13 protein-coding genes, 1 tRNA gene and 5 pseudogenes are annotated in these 14,145 nt (G+C 66.4%); 7 read left to right on the top strand and 12 right to left on the bottom strand.

The window, feature by feature from the left end:
* Positions 1 to 432 precede the first annotated feature (432 nt).
* Positions 433 to 663: pseudogene (locus ACRXBZ_RS28790) on the top strand (LysE family transporter); the annotation flags it as partial.
* A gap of 71 nt (positions 664 to 734) precedes the next feature.
* Here ACRXBZ_RS28790 and ACRXBZ_RS28785 read toward each other — a convergent pair.
* The 3 genes and pseudogenes from ACRXBZ_RS28785 to ACRXBZ_RS28775 form a co-directional block, all read right to left on the bottom strand.
* A pseudogene (locus ACRXBZ_RS28785) lies at positions 735 to 1,334 on the bottom strand (RNA polymerase sigma factor); the annotation flags it as partial.
* 31 nt (positions 1,335 to 1,365) lie between these two features.
* Positions 1,366 to 1,503: pseudogene (locus tag ACRXBZ_RS28780) on the bottom strand (YciI family protein); the annotation flags it as partial.
* Positions 1,494 to 2,402 carry a LysR substrate-binding domain-containing protein gene (locus ACRXBZ_RS28775; RefSeq protein WP_168587109.1) on the bottom strand — a complete coding sequence of 303 codons (909 nt, stop codon included), beginning with the start codon at positions 2,400 to 2,402 and terminating at the stop codon, positions 1,494 to 1,496. The pseudogene ACRXBZ_RS28780 and the gene ACRXBZ_RS28775, both read right to left, overlap by 10 nt.
* 82 nt (positions 2,403 to 2,484) lie before the next feature.
* On the opposite strand from ACRXBZ_RS28775, the gene ACRXBZ_RS28770 reads away from it, so the two are divergent.
* The gene (locus tag ACRXBZ_RS28770; RefSeq protein ID WP_433881734.1) at positions 2,485 to 3,405 is read left to right on the top strand and encodes an EamA family transporter; all 921 of its coding nucleotides are present in this window, start codon (positions 2,485 to 2,487) and stop codon (positions 3,403 to 3,405) included.
* Positions 3,406 to 3,430: 25 nt separating this feature from the next.
* Complete coding sequence (locus ACRXBZ_RS28765) at positions 3,431 to 4,051, top strand: NAD(P)-dependent oxidoreductase (RefSeq protein ID WP_433881733.1); 621 nt, start codon at positions 3,431 to 3,433, stop codon at positions 4,049 to 4,051.
* Between the two features lie 259 nt (positions 4,052 to 4,310).
* On the opposite strand, the gene ACRXBZ_RS28760 is transcribed toward ACRXBZ_RS28765, so the two are convergent.
* The 7 genes and pseudogenes from ACRXBZ_RS28760 to ACRXBZ_RS28730 all read right to left on the bottom strand — a co-directional run bounded on the left by ACRXBZ_RS28760 (position 4,311) and on the right by ACRXBZ_RS28730 (position 9,532).
* Positions 4,311 to 4,823 (bottom strand): hypothetical protein, encoded by a 513-nt coding sequence (locus tag ACRXBZ_RS28760; RefSeq protein WP_433881732.1) that lies wholly within the window; start codon positions 4,821 to 4,823, stop codon positions 4,311 to 4,313.
* Between the two features lie 799 nt (positions 4,824 to 5,622).
* A complete protein-coding gene (locus tag ACRXBZ_RS28755; RefSeq protein WP_433883997.1) occupies positions 5,623 to 5,781 on the bottom strand; it encodes a DUF1622 domain-containing protein in 159 nt (52 codons plus the stop codon).
* 22 nt (positions 5,782 to 5,803) lie between these two features.
* Positions 5,804 to 5,980 (bottom strand): hypothetical protein, encoded by a 177-nt coding sequence (locus tag ACRXBZ_RS28750; protein WP_433884161.1) that lies wholly within the window; start codon positions 5,978 to 5,980, stop codon positions 5,804 to 5,806.
* An 870-nt stretch (positions 5,981 to 6,850) separates the two neighbouring features.
* Positions 6,851 to 8,093, bottom strand: a pseudogene (locus ACRXBZ_RS28745) (IS701 family transposase).
* Between the two features lie 160 nt (positions 8,094 to 8,253).
* Positions 8,254 to 8,682 carry a hypothetical protein gene (locus ACRXBZ_RS28740; RefSeq protein ID WP_433881731.1) on the bottom strand — a complete coding sequence of 143 codons (429 nt, stop codon included), beginning with the start codon at positions 8,680 to 8,682 and terminating at the stop codon, positions 8,254 to 8,256.
* Between the two features lie 357 nt (positions 8,683 to 9,039).
* A tRNA-Ile gene (locus tag ACRXBZ_RS28735) sits at positions 9,040 to 9,117 on the bottom strand.
* Between the two features lie 208 nt (positions 9,118 to 9,325).
* Positions 9,326 to 9,532 carry a hypothetical protein gene (locus ACRXBZ_RS28730; protein ID WP_433881730.1) on the bottom strand — a complete coding sequence of 69 codons (207 nt, stop codon included), beginning with the start codon at positions 9,530 to 9,532 and terminating at the stop codon, positions 9,326 to 9,328.
* 676 nt (positions 9,533 to 10,208) lie between these two features.
* Here ACRXBZ_RS28730 and ACRXBZ_RS28725 point away from each other — a divergent pair.
* Positions 10,209 to 10,561 (top strand): annotated as a pseudogene (locus ACRXBZ_RS28725) (Vgb family protein); the annotation flags it as partial.
* A gap of 122 nt (positions 10,562 to 10,683) precedes the next feature.
* Positions 10,684 to 10,911 carry a DUF5701 family protein gene (locus ACRXBZ_RS28720; protein ID WP_433881729.1) on the top strand — a complete coding sequence of 76 codons (228 nt, stop codon included), beginning with the start codon at positions 10,684 to 10,686 and terminating at the stop codon, positions 10,909 to 10,911.
* Positions 10,912 to 10,939: 28 nt separating this feature from the next.
* On the opposite strand, the gene ACRXBZ_RS28715 is transcribed toward ACRXBZ_RS28720, so the two are convergent.
* Positions 10,940 to 11,491: a hypothetical protein gene (locus ACRXBZ_RS28715; protein WP_433881728.1), complete on the bottom strand. Its 552-nt coding sequence runs from the start codon at positions 11,489 to 11,491 to the stop codon at positions 10,940 to 10,942.
* Positions 11,492 to 11,720: 229 nt separating this feature from the next.
* Here ACRXBZ_RS28715 and ACRXBZ_RS28710 point away from each other — a divergent pair, with 229 nt between their 5' ends.
* Entirely contained in the window at positions 11,721 to 12,311 is a 591-nt protein-coding gene (locus tag ACRXBZ_RS28710) for a hypothetical protein (RefSeq protein ID WP_433881727.1), read from the top strand.
* Here ACRXBZ_RS28710 and ACRXBZ_RS28705 read toward each other — a convergent pair.
* Positions 12,277 to 13,500, bottom strand: coding sequence for a DUF6880 family protein (locus ACRXBZ_RS28705; protein WP_433883996.1), 1,224 nt, complete (start codon positions 13,498 to 13,500; stop codon positions 12,277 to 12,279). The two genes, ACRXBZ_RS28710 and ACRXBZ_RS28705, sit on opposite strands and share 35 nt — an antisense overlap.
* A 99-nt stretch (positions 13,501 to 13,599) precedes the next feature.
* Here ACRXBZ_RS28705 and ACRXBZ_RS28700 point away from each other — a divergent pair, with 99 nt between their 5' ends.
* The gene (locus ACRXBZ_RS28700) at positions 13,600 to 13,947 is read left to right on the top strand and encodes a hypothetical protein (RefSeq protein ID WP_433881726.1); all 348 of its coding nucleotides are present in this window, start codon (positions 13,600 to 13,602) and stop codon (positions 13,945 to 13,947) included.
* Positions 13,948 to 14,145 lie beyond the last annotated feature (198 nt).

The raw sequence follows: 14,145 nt of genomic DNA, 5'->3' as shown, positions 1-14,145 counted from the left end.
CGGCCGAGCGCGTCCGGCGGGAAGCCGCGTCACTCACCGAATCGACCATTACTGATCCGGTGCTGCGGCGCATGGCCGCGGTGATGACGCTGGTCGCGCAGCGACACCCGGACGACCCGCATGTCTTCCTGTCATATCCATGGGCGTGGTCGCCCAGAGCCGGGGTCGTGGCGTGGGAAGCGCGCTCCTGCGGCACCGCCTCGCACGCGCCGACGCCGATGCGCAACCGGCGTCGGCACCGCCTCGCACGCGCCGACGCCGATGCGCCAACCGGCGTACCTGGAAGCGAGCACGCCGCGAAACCAAGCCCTCTACGAACGCCACGGCTTCAAGCCACTGGGCGATCCGGTCGCGCTCCCGGGGGACGGTCCCCACCTGCAACCCATGTGGCGCGAACCGCGAGTTGTCGGTGGTGCGCCCTAGCTTGGCGGCATGTTCGACGTAGCGACGTTGACCGGATTCCTCGCCGCAGCAGCGGCAATCGTGCTGCTGCCCGGACCTGGTCAGGCGCTGGTGCTGGCCAGGGTCGCCGGCGGCGGTCGGCGAGCAGGCGTGGTCACCACGTTGGGTCTGAACACCGGGACACTGCTGCACGCGGCAGCCGCGGCGGCGGGATTGTCCGCGGTGCTGGCGACTTCTGCGGCCGCGTTCACGACGGTGAAGATCGCGGGAGCGGTTTACCTGGTGTGGCTGGGAATCGCGGCCTGGCGATCCGGCGGCGAGGACGAGCACTGCGGGCCCGAGCTGGCCGCGTACCCCTCGGTGAAGATCGAGTACAGCACCTGGAGGACGCCCGGCAGCCGCTCCGGCAACTCGTCGGCACCGGGCACCCGGAACGGGATCCTCGCCTCGCGGATCTTCTTCTTCGCCCGCACGATCCGCTTGGCCATCGTCTCCGCGGGAACAAGGAAGGCGCGCGCGACCTCTGCCGTCGTCAACCCCGCGAGGCACCGCAGGGTCAACGCCCCGCAGTCCTCGGCCGCAAGCGCGGGGTGGGCACAGGTGAAGAACAGCTGCAGCCGCTCGTCCGGCAGATCACCATGCACGTCCGCCGCGGCGACGGGTTCCGCCCGCTCCGCCTCCACCTGCAGGATGGCCAACCGCGCGGCGAACGCCTGGTCGCGCCGCAGCCGATCGACCGCTTTGCGCCGCGCGGTGGTCATCAGCCAGGCACCGGGCTTGGGCGGAACGCCGTGCACCGGCCAGTTGGCCAGCGCCGCCTCGATGGCCTCGGACGTGACCTCCTCGGCCAGGTCGAGATCGCCGAAGCGACGGACGAGGGCCGCCAGCAGCAGACCGCGTTCCTCGCGGAACACCGCCTCCACCACCGGCATTGCGGCGCTGGCGGCCCGTTCGTCCCGCACGTCAGGCCCCGAAGTCGGCGACCGGCCGCACCACGACCGACCCGTCACCCCGCGCGCCGGGGCAACGCGCGGCCCAGTCCAGCGCGGCGTCGAGGTTGGGCACGTCGATGCCGGGAACAATCCGAGTTTTCAATGCGGGCGCGCCTCGGTTCGCTCCGCCAGGTGCTCGGCCGAGGTGTCGAGGACGGCCAGGAAGGCCTTCGCCGCGGGTGTCAAGCCGACGTCGTTCCAGACCAGGTGCTCGACGCGGGCCGGTGCGTCGGACACCGGGATGGCGCGCACGCCGGCGAGCTGCGGCACGTAGGTGGACGGGAGCATGGAGATACCCAGGCCCTGCCGGATGAGCTTCGCCATGAGATCGGGGGCCTGCACTTCGAAGGCGACATCGCGGTCGAGGCCCGCCGCCGAGAATGCCTGGTCGGATTGGGCACGGCCGGCGGTTCCGGCCGTGAAGTCCACGAACACCTCGGATGAAAGCCGGCGGAGGTCGACCTCCGGTTCCTCCGAGAGGGGATGCCCGGGCGCGACCACGGCGACGAGCCGGTCTCGGGCGAGTTCCCGGCCGCGGACACCGCGGGGCCGGGCCGTGGTCGGCAGCCCGAGGCAGGCGACATCGATAGCTCCTTGCCTGACCTGCTCGACGAGCTTCTCGCTGCCGCCAACGCGCAGGCCGATGCGCACGTGCGGGTACCGGCTGCGGAACTCGCGCAGCGCGGCCGGGATGTCCACTGCGGCGACGGTGGGGATCACGCCAACGGTGAGCCGCCCGCGCACCTCGCCGAGGGCCGCTGCGACCTCGGCGGCCGCGCGCTCCGCAGCGTCTAGGCATTGGCGGGCGGCGGGGAGAAATGCTGCACCGGCAGGGGTGAGCCGCACCCGACGACTGTTGCGCTCGAAGAGCTTGCCGCCGAGTTCCCGTTCCAGGCGCGCGATCTGGTGGCTGAGCGCGGACTGGACGACCAGACACCGCTCGGCGGCGCGGGTGAAGCTGCTCGTCTCCGCGACCGCGACGACGTAGCGCATCTGCTGGAGCTCCATCCATCCATCGTGCATTGAGATGGATCAGTTGACAAACATGCATTGGACTCATTGATGCAGGTCGAATGAGACTTAGGTCGTGATGAATCAGACGACCTCCGGCAGCGGGAGCGCTGCAGCCCGCACAGCGCTGACGGCGCTCGCGCCCATGGTGTGGGGCACGACCTACGTGGTCACCACCGAGCTCCTACCCCCAGGACATCCCATGTCCGCGGGGCTTCTGCGCGCGTTGCCCGCAGGGCTGATCGCGTTGGTGATCACGCGGACCCTGCCGAACGGGACGTGGTGGGCGAAGGCGGCGGTGCTCGGCGTGCTGAACATAGGGATGTTCTTCCCGCTGCTGTTCGTGGCGGCCGAAAGCCTGCCGGGAGGCGTTGCCGCCACGCTGGCTGCGGCCCAGCCGCTCATCGTGGCAGTCCTGGCAGTGACCGTCCTCGGCGAGCATCCTTCGGCTTGGCGCTTCGCCTGGGGGGTGGTCGGTGTACTGGGCGTCGGCCTGGTGGTGATCGGTCCGGATGCGGCGTTCGGCGTCCCCGGGATCCTGGCGGGCCTGGCGGGCGCGGCATCGATGGCGCTGGGGGTAACGCTAACCAAGCGGTGGGGTCGTCCTGCGGAAGCCAGCCCCACCGCGTTCGCCGGCTGGCAACTCACCGCCGGCGGTCTTTTCCTCCTGCCCGTCACGTTGCTGTTCGAGGGGCCACCGCCCGCGATCGACGGGACGGCCGCGCTCGGCTACCTCTGGCTGGGCCTGGTCGGCGGTTTGGCCGCCTACGTCTTGTGGTTCCGCGGCATCACCACGTTGCCGGTCACCTCGGTCGCCCTCCTCGGCCTGTTGTCGCCGATGGCTGCGGCGCTACTCGGAGTCGTCCTGCTCGGCCAGATGCTCGGCCCGATCCAACTGCTCGGCTTCGCGCTCTCGCTCGCCGCAATCGCCGCAGGCCAGTTCTCCCCGCGAACCCGCTCCCCACTTCCGAACCTCACCGCGCAAAGGACTGCTCGATGAAGATCGCATAGTCGGAGCCACCGGCATGGTCGGCTCGCGCGTCACCGGAGAAGCCGCTGTCCAAGGGCATGACGTCACCGCCGTCTTCCGTCGCGAGAAGCCCACATTCCTGCCCGCAGGTGTGAGCGCTGTCCAGGGCGACGCCACCGACCGCGCCCGCATGAGCAAGCTGTTCACCGACGCCGACGCGATCGTCGCGGCGACCCCGACCCCGACCCCACCCCGGCCAGGAACACACGGTCGCCACGGCGATCACGACGCTGCTCGACGCGGCCGAAGAACCCGAACACGCATCCTCGTCGTCGGCGGGGCCGGTCCACTGCGGCCACCGGGGCGCCCCGACCAACTCGTATTCGACAACCCCGACTACGTGCCCCAGGAATGGCGGACCATCGCCGCGGCCAGCGTCGCGCAACTCGAAGCATGCCGTTCATACCCGGCCGACTGGATCTACCTGTCCCCGCCCGCGGTCCTCGAACCCGGACGTCGCATCGGCACCTACCGACGCGGCGAAACCACGCTCCTGACCGATGAGGAGGGCGCGTCCCGAATCTCGGCAGAAGACCTCGCGGCAGCGGTCCTCGACGCTCTGGAGAACCCCGCAACGAGCAACACTTCACCGTCGCCTACTGAGAAAAAGCGCTGAGCCCGCAGCCCCTCGGGCAACAGCCTGCAAGGGTCTACCGGCGCGCTGCCGAAAGGCCCACGAGGGGGTTAGTGGTGGAGCTCGTTCGCTCGCGCTGTCGATCGCAGCTGAGTGGGACACAAAGAGCCGCCCCGCCGGTATTTCCGGGACGGCTCTTTTCATACATTCAAAGAGCTTGGCCATTGTCTGACACGAGATCGGCGCGATCTAGATGGATCTAGATGACGCTACAGCGAAGCGGCTACGCAAAGACCGAAACTCAATCAGACGCAAGAGGTTCCTGACGCGTTGCCCTGGCTTCAGCCTCGGCGGCGTCCCAAGTCTGCCGGTAGCGACGCAGCCTCGGCAACCGATCTTGCACACCCCACACGGCGCGCGCGGCAATGGTCTCCACGATGCCCTCATGCTCGATCAGAGGTTCATGGAGGTCCTGAACCACGTCGGCGATGCTGGCGGCCTGAACCGCTGGAGCCCAACGCGCAAGCAGATCCATCAGCGCCGGCAAGCTGCCGACCCTCAAGTACTCCGACGTCTGGTCCTGATTGCTGACCGCAATGAGGTACTCGCTGCGGCCATCCTGGTCGCGTTGCCAGGTGAGCAGATTCAGGCTCGCCCACTCCCCAGCGCCGAGCCTGAGGTATGGACTCCACCCTTGCGACTCCAGATAGTCCCCGACATCAGTCACGTCAGAGGCACCGCCGGACACGTCGTATGGCTCCCACTTGCCGTCATCGGAGAGCTGCAAATCCCTAGGTGAGTTCACGGCGGTCACAGTACGACACCAGCTCGGCTCGTCACTCGTTGAACCCATCAGGGTGCCCTTTGGGTCAGCATTCGAGTGCCCGGACGAGCAGATCCTTGATCCCGGCGCCGTCAACGCCTCGTGCACCCCATCCGGTATAGCCCGAAATGGCGGGGGCCACCCTGCCTCTAAGGCTCCCGCAGTCGAAGCTCCGCGCAGAGCCAAACATGACCAGTGCACCGAGCTTGGCGAGGAGCCGTGCATTTCATCGGCGGTCATGGCGCGCGCCTTCCGCCATGCACCGCCCTTGATCGGCGACATCTGCCTGACCGGTTCGCCGGCATCAGGTTTCGCGCCTGACTGCTAGCCCGAAGATCCCGGAGAGCACCGCGTCCGGACAGACGGGCGCGCGTCGGCGGACATGTCCTCGGCCTGCAACGTGTCCATGAGGTCTTCGAGCCGGCCGACGGTGCATTCGTCGAGCCGCAGGTTGCCGACCTCTGAAATGATCGTTGGCAATAAGTTGGCATCCTCTCCCCTGCTCCCACCTCGCACGCTCGGCGCCATGTCAGCGCATTGGACCGAACACGCACCATGCAGCAGAAGAGTGCGTTTGGGTCCGCCCACTGACACGTTCACCCCCGCGCTAAGCCAACCGCTCGGGCGGCTGACTGGGCTGTCGCGCCCTGTCCGATGAGCTGCTTGGCGAGGCGCGGCGTTTGCCGGTACCGCAGGGGGCCCATCCCAGTGGCCCGGCCGAAGAGTCAGGTCACCGTGCGTTGGCTGTAGCCGGTCAGGTGGGCCAGTTCGGCCAGGGACAGTCGCTGTGTCATTCGCGAGGTCCGGTCGCCGCCTCGGCCGTCTTCTGCCAGGGCCACCGCCCGGTGATCTCCAGTTCGAGGGAGAAGCTGAGGAACGTGCGGATTGCCACGATGACGGCAAGTATGCCGAGGCTCTCGTACGTCGGTGAGGCCGCGACGGTTCGGATGATGTCGCCGGCGACGAGAAACTCAAGCCCGAGCAGGATCGACTGGCCGGCGGCGGAAGGAGCGGTACACGCCTTTCTGCCGACGCGCGAGCCGGACGCCCTCGACGGAGATCGCGACGAGCGCTCCCACAACAATCGTGGCCACACCGGCGGCGTCGACGCCCTTACCCACCAGATCCACGACTTGCTGGAACTCCACCATTCCCCCTCGGCCGCCCAGCCCGCGTTGTCTCGCACCGAGGACGGCTGTCGCATAAGCCGCCAATCGGATCCGACCCCGGAACGTACGGTCCCCGGAGGAGCCTGCCGGCGCAAACGCGCGAAGCCACTCTTGAGTCAAGAGAATGGCGCGTCTTGATCTTGAAGGTACGGCCGGGCTGGATAGGGCGGTCAGCGGCATGAGAGTGCGTTCAACCTACGCCGCCGTACGACGGCCACCTGACCAATTCGTCCGCGTACGCGGACGGCGAGCCCGATGGCGTTGTGTACCACCGGTCGAACTAACGGTGGCATAGCCGCACGGTAAACATCCGGCGCAGTCCCGGGCAGAGAGTGACCTATCACTGTCAATGTCTTCGGCATGAGCGGACATTCGCCCGTGGTTAGAGACGACGTCCTGAAGATTCATCCGGACTGGAGAGGCATCTCCGGGCCTTTGCAGCCGGACCACAACCAGGCAAGAGTGCCCAGCACCGTTCATCGAGGGTGCCCGCACCTGCGGAACGGAAGCCGGTGGGGCGTACAGCAGCCCACGCCTGGCGCCGAACTGCGAGTCTCGGGCGTCCCAGAGACGGCCTGGCGTGGGCGATCATCAGCGATCGCTTACGGGCGGACAGGACGGCTGCCAGAGGCGCACCGTCACCCGCCGAAGCTGTGAACACCCCGGCGCGACGTCAGACTGGGCAAGACAGAGCACGAGCTCGCTGTGGTTTCAGCCGAGAAACCAAGAACGGAAAATTATAGGGCTCGCGAGACGGTTTCGACGCTGCGTGGTGCGTGTTCGATGTTGATGACGACGCAACCCTGCCTGACGCCCTTGACCTAGTACTCCAGCTGTAGATCGTGATGTTCATGGTTCTTGGAGTGATTGTCGCTGGTAGTGGGCTTGTTGGGCGCGGTATTGGTGTTGTCGTCGCCAGTAGGAGCGGCGTAGGACGTGCCGGATGTCGGCGAGGGGGGTGAGCACGAGCACGTTGTAGAGATGGCGGATTTCGTTGAGTCAAAGGAATCAGTCCTGTCGGTGTGGGTCTGGCGCGGGCGGTGGCGGTGGTGATGGCCAGGAAGAGATGCGCCAGCAGCACCAGCGTGGTCCAGCGGTACCAGGAGGTCCAGGTGCGGACCTGGTGTTCGTCGAGCCCGGTCTGGCCTTTCGAAGTCTGAAACGACTCCTCGATCGTCCACCGGCGTCCGGCGCCCCGCACCAGCGTGGCCAGAGGCACCCGTCCGGGTGCGTAGCAGCGGTAGTAGGCCAGTTCGCCGGTGCGGCGGTTGCGCCGTGCCAGCATCCACCGGTGTCCGGCGGGGGCGTCGGTGTCGCTGGTCAGGTCGATCCAGGCCCAGTCGTAGAACCGGTGTCCTTTCGCGCCTTCACCGGCTGACAGGCGCTGCCAGGCACGTTTGGGCAGCCTCGCGACCAACTCGTCGGCTCGGTGCGTGCCGGTGGCCGTGGTGACGCGGTGGTCGCAGGCCACCGCAAGTACGTATCCGACCTGCCGCTTCTCCAGATCGCTACGCAGAGCCGGGTTTCCGCCATAGACCTCGTCGGCGGCGATCCACCGTGCCGGCGCACCGCCATCGAGGGCACGCAGGATCATGCGCGAGGCCAACTGGGGCTTGGTGGAAAACGTCGTGTCCTCGGGCACCCCAGCCGTCGTGCACCGGTCCTGATCAGCGGTCCAGGAACGCGGCAGGTACAGTTCCCGGTCGATCAGCGTGTGCCCGATCTTGGTGGTATAGGTCAGAAACACCCCGAGCTGGGCGTTCTCAACCCGCCCTGCGGTTCCGGTGTATTGCCGTTGCACACCAACGGTTTCCGTTCCTTTTTTGACGTCGCCGGTCTCGTCGACCACCAGCATCGCGTCGGTGTCACCGAAATGTTCCACCGCGGCGTCCCGTACATCGTCGCGCACCGCATCGGCATCCCATACCGCTCGCGTCAGCAGATGCTGCATCCCGTCCGGCCTGGCCTCCCCGGCGTGCTCGGAGAGCGTCCAGCAGTTCTTGCGCGGCAGGTCCGACAGCAACCCCTCCACGAACAACCGCACCCGCCTCCGCGGCTCGACCCGCTTGAACCGCTTCGCCACCCGAGCCATCACAGCGTCGAAGGTCTCCCGCCAGCCCACAGGATCCACCCCAGCGAGGTCTACGATGGCACCCGCGGCCACCACGCGATCTTGATTGGTCCTCACAAACCACCATGATCAACTGGTGGCCGCACCAGTCTCCAAGCCCCTCACCAGCCAAGATCACAAACTACGGCTGGAGTACTAGCCCAAAAAAATGAACGTCAAGGTCGCAGTAAGCAATCCTTGCTTTGAAATTTGGCTTCTTTTTCATTTTGAAGAATGCCGACGATACATGACGCGCAGCGAATTGAAGGAAAGGCTCCGGAAACATGGGATAGACGGAAAGAGTATCCCGCCCACATTCCCATTTCATGACGCGCAATTGGCGTCCCGGTCGCCGCCGATGGCCGACCGGGACCGGCGAGCGCGCGAGCCGCACGCCCGGCCAGCCATCGGCGGCTTGACCGGGCTCGCATACAGGAAGGCCGGCGGCCTCGTCCTGGTTCGCATACAGCAGGCAGGCGGGCCCGGCAGGGGCCGCCCTTGATGAAATACGCGAAACCGCGTTCGGCATAGACCGTGATGCGCTGGATGTCCCCACGAGCATGTTGATCACGCGGTCGGCGTCTCCAATGGCGCGCGCACGTATTCGTCCAGCGGTAGACGCTGCGAGCTACAGACGATCTCGACCGCTGGCCAAATCTTCTTGGCCTGGCGAACGCTCGACGTTGCTGGTAGGGCCCGTGACACCAGCAAGATGAGCCGACTGCAATATCTTTTGCGGCCAACAGTCTCCGGGAGTACTCGATGTTCTCGGCTGTGTCGACGACTCAAGACGTCTACATGGTCGCCGGGTCAAGAGCCGCAAGGCGGCCGAGGCGCTGAGCAAGGTTGAGTGGTTCGCTGAGTAAAGTGTGGGGAAAGCGTGGAGATGATCTCTCTGCGCTTTCCCCACACGCGTTTCACCTGGGGTTGGTGGGGCAGGTGGGACTTGAACCCACGACCTGACGGATTATGAGTCCGCTGCTCTGACCTGCTGAGCTACTGCCCCCGGCGGCTTTCGCAACACCAACGATCGTAGCGAGGTCGCGGGGGGTCGGAACTGGCGGGTGGATCGGCCGACTGGCCTACAAGGCGGTTGGTCGGACCGGTCGAATCCGCCGGCGCACGGCGTTACGCCGAGTGGACTACTCGGGTGCCTGCCGCACGAAAACGAGGGCCGGCGCACCCGTGCAGTGCGCCGGCCCCAGACCGTCGACTCAGCCGATGAAGCTGAAGACGTTGAAGGCTCCGCTGAGCTGGCCGATGACCACGATGGTGGCCAGCAGCGCGCTGATCGCCGCCACCGTGATCACCGACAGCATGATCAAGTAGACGATCGCCTTGATCGGCTTCGGCAGCTTGGCCACCGAGCCGAAGTCGGGCAGCGAGATGTGCGATTCCTTGCCGATCCCTGGTGCGGACATCCTGACTTCCCCCGTCCTCTGTCAGTCCCCTTGGACGAAACACCACTGCTAAAGAGGCGAAGCGCAACGGGTTTCCGTTGCGCGCAACGCATCACGAGTTCGTTTCGGTCAGCAATCGAGCGGATCAAACAGCACAGCCAAGCCATTCCAGCCCGCAGGTCGCGTGGCTTGCATAAATCATCCGTGCCGACACCGTCGACCGCGAGCCGAGCAAGGATGTAATCGCGCAACGATCCTGGATCGTTATCCAGCCCGACACCGGGCCACTCAGGCAGGTGACACGCACCGCCGCGACCACGGTGTCGCTACCGACAACTCTCCACCGAAATACCCACCATCGATCTTACCCAACGGATTCGCTACCACCGCCACCGGGCTTCGAGACCCTGCACGCCCCACATTCGACCGTCACGGTGACCCGGGGCGAACAAGTCGTGACGCCCCGTCGCGTCTCGAACGATCGGCACATGGGATGCACATCGGACGTATTCCGGCAACCTGTCGAGCGGGTGAACTCGCACTTTCAAAATCCATTGTGGACACTTTTGTCGAGGTGGCTCGATCACGAAAACCCGCTCAACTTCCGCCGTGAGCACAAGGAAGATCAAACCCGTGCCGGACGTCTAGGTGTTGGTGCCCTGCGGGCCGGGAGGCGTCGGAAGTCCACAACCCCGGGCCGGTGGGGATCGCGGCGGGCCCTGACGGCGCGATCTGCTTCGTCGAGATCGGCGCGGGCCAGATCGGCCGGATCAGCGCCGACGGCAAGATCGAGGAATTCCCCTGCCCGACCGCGCCGCCCGACCGCACGCCATCACCACCGGCCCGGACGGCGCGATGTGGTTCACCGAGTGGGGCGCCAACCGCGTCGGCTCAATCACCGCCGAAGGCGCCATCGAGGTCCACGACCTGCCAACCCCCGGCTCCGAACCGCACGGCATCGCCCTCGGCCCGGACGGAGCGCTGTGGACGGCGCTGGAGTTCGGCGCCTTCGCCCGGATCACCGTTCCCACGCCCGAGAACGACCGCTAGACGAGCAAGCCCCACCGCGAAACCAGCCGCGAAAGGACTTCATGACGGATCAGATGACCATCGGCGCGGGTGTCGAGTTCGACCGGCAGGTCCAGAACCTGATCGACCTCGGCTAGCCGGCGATGGCTGGCTTGCCGCCGGAGCAGTTCGACGCCGTCGTCGCCCCGCTGCGCGACCGCGCTGCGGCAGTCGGGAAGTGCTTCTCGGTCGGCGGCTCGCGCTGCGGCGACCGCCGCGTCGCGGCGATCTGGATCAGCCAGAACGCGCCAAAACTCGGCTGGTGCTGGGCAGACAACCCGCACACGTGGCCCGGGATGGCCTCCCCGGCCGCCCGCCGCGCGGCCGGGTAAACCGAGCGCCCGGTGTGGACGGCTCCCATTAGGCGACGGGCAGCTCCTCGGACACGGAGAGCGGCTGCCGCTGCCGCACCTGCCGACGAATCCGGCCCCACGGCTTGAAAACCGACAGCAGGTAGGCGACCAGCAGCAGGGTGGGAGCCACCACGACCGGGTAAAGCAGATCGCTGGGCACCACGGCGGTGCGGTCACCGGCCAGCAGCCGCGCACCGACATCCGCCGCCGCACCAACGCCGGGCCGCAAAGCGAAGACGATCAACGTCGACATGAGCACGTTCACGCCGAGCTTTACCGCGACCCACCAGTACCGGACCAATCCGTACTTGCTGCCCAACCCGAGCAATGCGCCGGTAGCCAGGCACACGATGCTGGCGAAGAACATCGGCCAGATCGCGAAGATCTCGACCGCCTGCAACGCAATCCCCGCGGTCTGCGGCACGTCGGTCAACATCGCGGTGACCACGAGGATCCCGAGCGCGAGGTCGATCCCGAACCAAGCTGCGCTGGAGAGGATGTGCGCGGCCAGCAGGGTCTTGCGACTGCGGCCGCTGAGCCTGCGGATCGTCGTGGACATCGCCGGGCCTCCCTGAAAACGCTAGTCAGATCGCCCTTCAATGCTCTACCAACGCGCACACCCGCTCATCTGCCCGCGAACGCATCTCCACCTACGCCCACCTGCGTATGCACGCCAGGCCGGGGTGCCGCCGGAAGCGACGCGGCCGCAAGATCCAGGCACAAGCTCAGCCGAACACGTCACGCAAGTGCCGAAGCGAGGGGATCACCCCCGCAAGAGGCGATTGATCTTGGACACCAACCTCTGGTCCTACGTCGGCGAAGAAGACAGCAAACCGGCTCTGGAACGACTCGTTTTGTGGGAACTCGCGGCGGAGGCGACCAGGCAAGGTCACAAGATCACCGCGCGGCCGGTCTCCGAACAGCATCACTACTACGGCTATGGCGCCCGCTCCGACGGGCCGCGATGCTCCCCTCGCGACGGCGGCAACAAGGTCGCCCATCGGTGCATGCCGCAGATCACCGACCCGTATTTCGACTCCGATGCGGACAGCCCCACCATCCAAGCGGGCTGGGCACGCACCGTCCTCGCCATCTTCCTGCAACTCACGAACCAAGCGATTGTCGCCATCGCAGCCGAGGCACGGTTCGAACGCCCAGAGCAGTACCAGCTACCCGCCGCTTGGTTCGCTGCGGAAGCGCCCGACGGTTTGCGAGGCGTCCAACACCCTGGAGCGCTGTGGGGGAGGGCACGAACTCCACCATGGCTGATGTGTGGTGAGCGATCTGCACCATCCAGTCGGACCCGCCAATTCAGCGGGATCATCGACTGCGTGAACCTCCTAGCTAGGGCGCGGCGAAGCGGTCGAGCTTGGCGATGAATGACGTTTTGCGTTTGTGGCGCTCCCGCAGGTCATCGAGGTATGTGTCGAAGCCGGTCGCGTAGTCGATGGCTCGGTAGGCGTCGCGGAGCCGTCGGAGCATCGTGATTGCCTTGCTGTAGCGATACTTGTCGGTGCTGGCTTCCAGTCGGTGCTGGATCAGCCGCTGCCACGGCTCGATCACGTCGTTGGGGTGCGTGGGTTGGCGCAGATCGATGAGTTGCTGCCAGCGAGATTCGGGCAGGTCGTCGGGGTGATCGACCGTCACCCGCCACGCCTCGTCCTGTTCGTCTTCGTCGAGCAGCACTCCAACGAGGTGGTCGGCGAACGCGGGCTGTTTCGCAGCGGCGTGGTGCAGGCGCTTGAGCGCTTCGTCTCGCAGGCCGCTCCAGTCACCGGTGCGTTCTGCGGTGCAGCGTAGGTCTCGGTAGTGGGATGCGGTCGGGTGCTGGTCGAACAGCTGCCACCGCAGGGCGAGTGCTTCATCGGCCGCGCCGCGCTCAAACAGCAAGTCCACGTAGAGATCGCGAAGCTTGTCCTGGTCGATCGGGTTACCGATCCCGAGCCCACGCTGCGCCCACTGCTCGGCGTCGGATGCACGCCCGGCGTCTCGGAATACGGTGGCGATCTTGAGGTACTGGGAGGCGGCATAGAGATCTTCGGCCAGCACAGCGACGTAACGGTCGATATCTCCGGTCAGCTCGGCCAGTTGCTCGCGCAAGATGCGGATCCCGAACGGTGTCCTGCCGAATTCGGGCTGTGCTGTCTTGGCGCGTTCGTTGACGATCCGGGCCAGTTCGCCACGGCCCTTCTGGCCGAGCGCGGCAGCGTAATCGCGCAGCTCGAAGTCCGGCCAGCCCGGCCCATCCAGACGAAGCGTGGCCAGCCACGCCGCCAGCCGCACCGGGTCGGGCGGTGCCGCCGCGCAGGCGCGCGCGTGCACCGCCATCAGCGCGTGGAGATCGTCACCGACGATGCCGGACGAGTCGTCCAGATACATCAGCGTCGTTGTGATCAGGTCGACCGCACGACGGGCGAGGGAAGGTACGGGGGCCGGCTCGGTTTCGATCAACGCTTCACACGCGGCAGCGACCTCCCGAACCCGCTGCGAATACTCCCGTCGCCCGTGCAGTGGGTGCGTCCGACGATTGCGTCGCAGTCCGTCGATCAACCGACGAACCCGCTCCACTTCTGCGCTGACCACGCCACCATTCAACACCGACAGACCCGACGGCTCGCACGGTGACTACCCTGAGGCCGCGACAGCGCACACGGGAGGGGCCCAGCGATGAGTCTGACTGGACGATGGCGGATCGTGGACATGGACGCGTGGGACCAAGATGCAATCGACCTCGAAGGACCTGGCTTCATCGAGTTCGCCGAGGACGGGACCGGGCAGTTCGGGTTCATCGCAGTCCACGGCTGGATGGACTGCCGCTCGACCAAGCGCGACGGCCGGCGCTACGTCGAGTTCAGCTGGGAAGGCGACGACGAAGGCGATCAGGTCAGCGGACGCGGCTGGGCCACCCTGGCCGATGACGACGTGCTCGAAGGGCACCTGTTCATCCACATGGGAGACGACTCGGGTTTCCGCGCGGCACCGTTCGCCAGAGCCGATCCAAGGGATCGGCGGTGAGCGAATACCAGTGCCACGAGTTACTCGCAGTCGGCCGGCCGCCCGAAACGCATCAACAGGCCGAGGTGCGGTCACTGTCCACCGCCACGCAGTTCACAACAACGACTAGGACGAACACCGACCATTAGGCAGGCGTTCCGCGGCACCGACAGCGTGGGTTGAAAACGGACCAATTTAGGGACCTTCGTCGACGTCGAA

Source organism: Saccharopolyspora hattusasensis (assembly GCF_050972075.1).
In the GTDB taxonomy this organism is placed as follows: Bacteria; Actinomycetota; Actinomycetes; order Mycobacteriales; family Pseudonocardiaceae; genus Saccharopolyspora; species Saccharopolyspora hattusasensis.
Note: the sequence above shows the minus strand (reverse complement) of the source record. Positions and strands in the feature narration are given on the sequence as shown.

Excerpts from the sequence above, each read along its gene's own strand:
- ACRXBZ_RS28775 (WP_168587109.1), bottom strand. The coding sequence starts at position 2,402 with ATGGAGCTCCAGCAGATGCGCTACGTCGTCGCGGTCGCGGAGACGAGC.
- ACRXBZ_RS28770 (WP_433881734.1), top strand. The coding sequence starts at position 2,485 with ATGAATCAGACGACCTCCGGCAGCGGGAGCGCTGCAGCCCGCACAGCG.
- ACRXBZ_RS28765 (WP_433881733.1), top strand. The coding sequence starts at position 3,431 with ATGGTCGGCTCGCGCGTCACCGGAGAAGCCGCTGTCCAAGGGCATGAC.
- ACRXBZ_RS28730 (WP_433881730.1), bottom strand. The coding sequence starts at position 9,532 with ATGTCCGCACCAGGGATCGGCAAGGAATCGCACATCTCGCTGCCCGAC.
- ACRXBZ_RS28720 (WP_433881729.1), top strand. The coding sequence starts at position 10,684 with ATGGCTGGCTTGCCGCCGGAGCAGTTCGACGCCGTCGTCGCCCCGCTG.
- ACRXBZ_RS28715 (WP_433881728.1), bottom strand. The coding sequence starts at position 11,491 with ATGTCCACGACGATCCGCAGGCTCAGCGGCCGCAGTCGCAAGACCCTG.
- ACRXBZ_RS28700 (WP_433881726.1), top strand. The coding sequence starts at position 13,600 with ATGAGTCTGACTGGACGATGGCGGATCGTGGACATGGACGCGTGGGAC.